The 3,649-nt window shown below is 67.2% G+C and carries 4 protein-coding genes; 3 read left to right on the top strand and 1 reads right to left on the bottom strand.

The genetic code is table 11. The features are described from left to right. Window positions 1-41 precede the first annotated feature (41 nt). Genes EN745_RS31755 through EN745_RS31745 form a run of 3 tightly spaced genes read left to right on the top strand, consistent with a single transcriptional unit; the run spans window position 42 to window position 3,146 of the window. On the top strand, window positions 42-1,616 hold the full coding sequence (locus EN745_RS31755) for an NAD(P)/FAD-dependent oxidoreductase (RefSeq protein ID WP_127423075.1): 1,575 nt from the start codon (window positions 42-44) through the stop codon (window positions 1,614-1,616). Window positions 1,617-1,618: 2 nt separating this feature from the next. Next, window positions 1,619-2,878 carry an aminomethyltransferase family protein gene (locus EN745_RS31750; protein ID WP_127423074.1) on the top strand — a complete coding sequence of 420 codons (1,260 nt, stop codon included), beginning with the start codon at window positions 1,619-1,621 and terminating at the stop codon, window positions 2,876-2,878. Window position 2,879: 1 nt separating this feature from the next. Then, window positions 2,880-3,146 carry a hypothetical protein gene (locus EN745_RS31745; RefSeq protein WP_127423073.1) on the top strand — a complete coding sequence of 89 codons (267 nt, stop codon included), beginning with the start codon at window positions 2,880-2,882 and terminating at the stop codon, window positions 3,144-3,146. A gap of 1 nt (window position 3,147) precedes the next feature. Here the strand turns inward: EN745_RS31745 and EN745_RS31740 are convergent. After that, on the bottom strand, window positions 3,148-3,649 hold a 502-nt coding region (locus tag EN745_RS31740; protein ID WP_189363224.1), incomplete at its 5' end, for a membrane dipeptidase.

The following is a 3,649-nucleotide window of genomic DNA, read 5'->3' as shown; positions in this document are numbered from 1 at the left end:
GTGCGATCTTGCCAAGCCAACCTCACATATGAGCGCTGCCCATGACGTCATCTGAAGTGAATTGGGATGCGATCGTCATCGGCGGCGGCCACAACGGCCTCGTTGCCGCCGCCACGCTGGCGAAATCGGGCCGCAAGGTGCTGCTGCTCGAAGCCGGCAGCGATCTCGGCGGCGCCGCCCGCACCGAGGAATTTGCGCCCGGCTTCCGTGTCTCCGCGGTCGCCCACCTGCTCAACCGCCTGCATCCCGATGTGGTGAAGACGCTGGAGCTGGAGCGCCACGGCCTCAAGGTCGAGCGCGCCGATTTCGTGCCTTCGGTCGCGCTGTCGAAGGATGGGCCGCTGGTGCTGCACGGCGCCTATGGCGAGGTGCTGACCGGCGCCAGCCCCACTGAGCAGTCCGCCTGGAAGGACCTGCGCGCGCAGTTGCTGCGCTATGCCGGCGTGCTGAAGCCGTTCCTGTCACGCCGGCCGCCGGATCTTGCCGGCATGTCGATCGCCGAGATGACCGGCCTCGGCCAGACCGCGCTGGCGCTGAAGCGGCTCGGCAAGGAGGACATGCGCGACTTCCTGCGCGTTCTGCTGATGAATGTCTACGACCTGCTCGACGAGCAGCTTTCGGACGACAGGCTGAAGGGCCTGCTCGCTTTCGACGCGACGCTCGGCTCCCATCTCGGGCCGCGCTCGCCGACCTCGCTGCTCGGCCTCTACTACCGGCTGGCCGGCGAGATCGGCGGCCTTGCCGGCGCGCAGATGCTGCCGAAAGGCGGCATGGGCGCCGTCGTGGCCGCCATCCGCGCGGCGGCCGAGAGGGCAGGTGTGACGATCCGCCCGGCATCGCCGGTCGCCAAGGTCATCGTCGAGAAGGGCCGCGCCGTCGGCGTCGTCACGGAAGGCGGCGAGACGCTGCGGGCAAAGACTGTCGTTTCCGCCATCAATCCGGCGACGACCATCCTCGATCTCGTCGGCCCGCGCGAGGTCGACACGGGCTTCGTGCGCAGGGTGAAGAACATCCGCATGAAGGGCGACGCGGCGAAGCTGCATCTGGCGCTCGACCAACCGCCGCAATTTTCCGGCGTCGGCGCTGCCGGCCACAAGGGCCGGTTGGTCATCGCGCCCTCGCCCGACCATGTCGAGCGCGCCTTCAACCCGTCGAAATATGGCGCGTTCTCGCCCGAGCCAGTGATGGAGATCACGCTGCCCAGCCTGGCCGATGCCTCGCTGGCACCCTCCGGCGCCTGCGTGCTCTCGGCCGTGGTGCAATATGCCCCCTATGCGCTGCGAGCGGGCTGGGCCGCCGGCAGGCCGCAATTCCTCAAGGCGATCATGGCACAGCTCGAGACCTACGCGCCGGGCATCGGCGCGACGGTGCGCCATGCCGAGCTTCTGACGCCTGCCGACATCGAGGCGCGCTACCGCATGCCCGGCGGCCACTGGCACCATGGCGAATTGCAGGCCGACCAGATGCTGGTGTCGCGGCCGGTCTCCGGCTGGTCGGGCTACGACACCCCGCTCGAAGGACTGTTCCTCGCCGGAGCCGGCTCGCACCCGGGCGGCGGCATCTCCGGCGCGCCCGGCCTCAACGCCGCGCGCCGCATCATCGCGATGAGGGCATGAGCATGGCGCAAGCAACCAGGAAGAAGCCCGTCGAGACCGAGGCCGATGCAGCGCTCGAAGCCCGCACCATCGCGCAATCACACTTCCGCACGCTGCGGCTGGGCACGCCCTTCCAGCCGCGCATCGACGCGCTGGGCTTGAAGCAGGAGTGGTACAGCTGGGCCGGCTATCGCGCCCCGCACTCGTTATGGGACGAGGAGCTCGAATATTTCGCCATCCGCAGCCAGGCGGCACTCTTCGACATCTCGCCGATGACGAAATACCGCATCGAGGGGCCGGACGCCGAAGCCTATCTCGACCGTGTCACGCTGCGCGACGTGACCAGGCTGAAGCCCGGCCGCGTCCACTACACCGCCTGGTGCGACGACGAAGGTTTTGTCCTCGACGACGGCACTTTGTTCCGGCTGTCGCCGACGCGCTTTCGCCTCTGCTCGCAGGAGCGGCATTTGCCCTGGCTGCTCGACAGCGCCATGGGCTACGAGGTCAACGTCGAGGAGGAGACCGAAGCCGTCGCCGGATTGGCGCTGCAAGGCCCGACCTCCTTCGCCATCCTGCGCGACGCCGGCTTTGCCGGTGTCGAGCGGCTGAAGGTTTTCGACCTCGCCGAGTTCGCGCATGACGGCGCCACCGTTACGATCTCGCGCACCGGCTTCACCGGCGATCTCGGCTACGAGCTGTTCGTGCCCGCCGACAAGGCGCTGAGCCTGTGGGACCGGCTGATGGCGGCGGGCGAACTGCGCGGCATCCGCGCCATCGGCTACACGGCGCTGAACCGCGCCCGGCTCGAAGCCGGCCTGATCGTCGCCAATGCCGACTTCACCACCGCCGAGCATGCCATTCGCGCCGACCGCCTGCGCATGCCGGACGAGGTCGGCCTCGGTTTCATGGTCGATCCCGAGAAGGGGCACTTCAACGGCCGACGTGCCATTTTCGAAGCGCGGACGAAGAGGAAGCTGCGCCTCGTGCTGGTCGGGCTGGAGATCGAGGGCAACATCCCGGCCGAGCATGCCATCGTCTACTATCGCAAGAGCCAGGAGGTCGGGCTGGTCAGCGCCGCCATGTGGTCGCCGATGGCCAAGCGCAACATCGCTCTCGCCTCGCTGCAGCGGCCTTATGGCGATACGATCGTCGACGACCTCTGGGTCGAGATCTACGCCATGCGCGAGCTGCAGTACCAGAAGCTGATGAAACGCGCGAAGGTGGTGCAGCGCCCCTTTATCAGGCTCGACCGTCGCACCGCCAGCCCGCCGGCGGATTTTTGACATGGCAAGCCAAGCGGACGACGACCTGGATGCGAAGACGGAAGCCGCCGAGCAGTGGCAGCTGGTCAACACGCCGCTCGGCGAAACATGGTCCGGCCGCAGCCGCTATGCGGCGGCGATGTTCTTCTTCAAGCGCGGAGAGATGAATGCCGAGACGCTCGAGGTCTACCGCATCTGCGCCCGCCTAGATCACGAAGACCCCTTGCCGATCATCCGCGATCGCGGCGTCGGCAAGGACTGGCTGAAGCGCATCGGCTGCGTGCTGTAACCTAACCTATCGTTCTCTCCAGCACGCTCAACCAGTTGCGATAAGCGATCTTCTCGATCAGCGCGCGCCCGAAGCCGCCTGCGGCCAGCGCATCGATCAGCTTGGGCAGGCCGGCGACATCGCCGATCACCGCCGGGATCATCGCGCCGTCGAAATCCGAGCCCAGCCCGACGCCATCCTCGCCTAGCGCCTGCAGCAGCGAGTCGATATGGCGGACCATGATGTCGAGCCCGGTATCGGCGTTCATCTTGCCATCCTCGCGCAGGAAGCCGGTGGCGAAGTTCAGGCCGACCATGCCGCCTGTCTCGCGGATCGCGCCGAGCTGCCAGCCGGTCAGGTTGCGCGAATGGCCGCAGATCGCATGCACGTTGGAATGGGTAGCGACCAGCGGCGCATCGCTGAGCGCGACCACGTCGCGAAAACCCTTTTCGTTGAGATGCGAGAGGTCGATCATGATTCTGAGCTGGTTGCAGGCCTTGACCAGCGCCTTGCCCGCGTCGGTC

Origin of the sequence: Mesorhizobium sp. M4A.F.Ca.ET.022.05.2.1, from assembly GCF_003998845.1 — a bacterium.
Lineage (GTDB): Bacteria > Pseudomonadota > Alphaproteobacteria > Rhizobiales > Rhizobiaceae > Mesorhizobium.
This window is presented reverse-complemented; position numbering and strand designations above follow the sequence as displayed.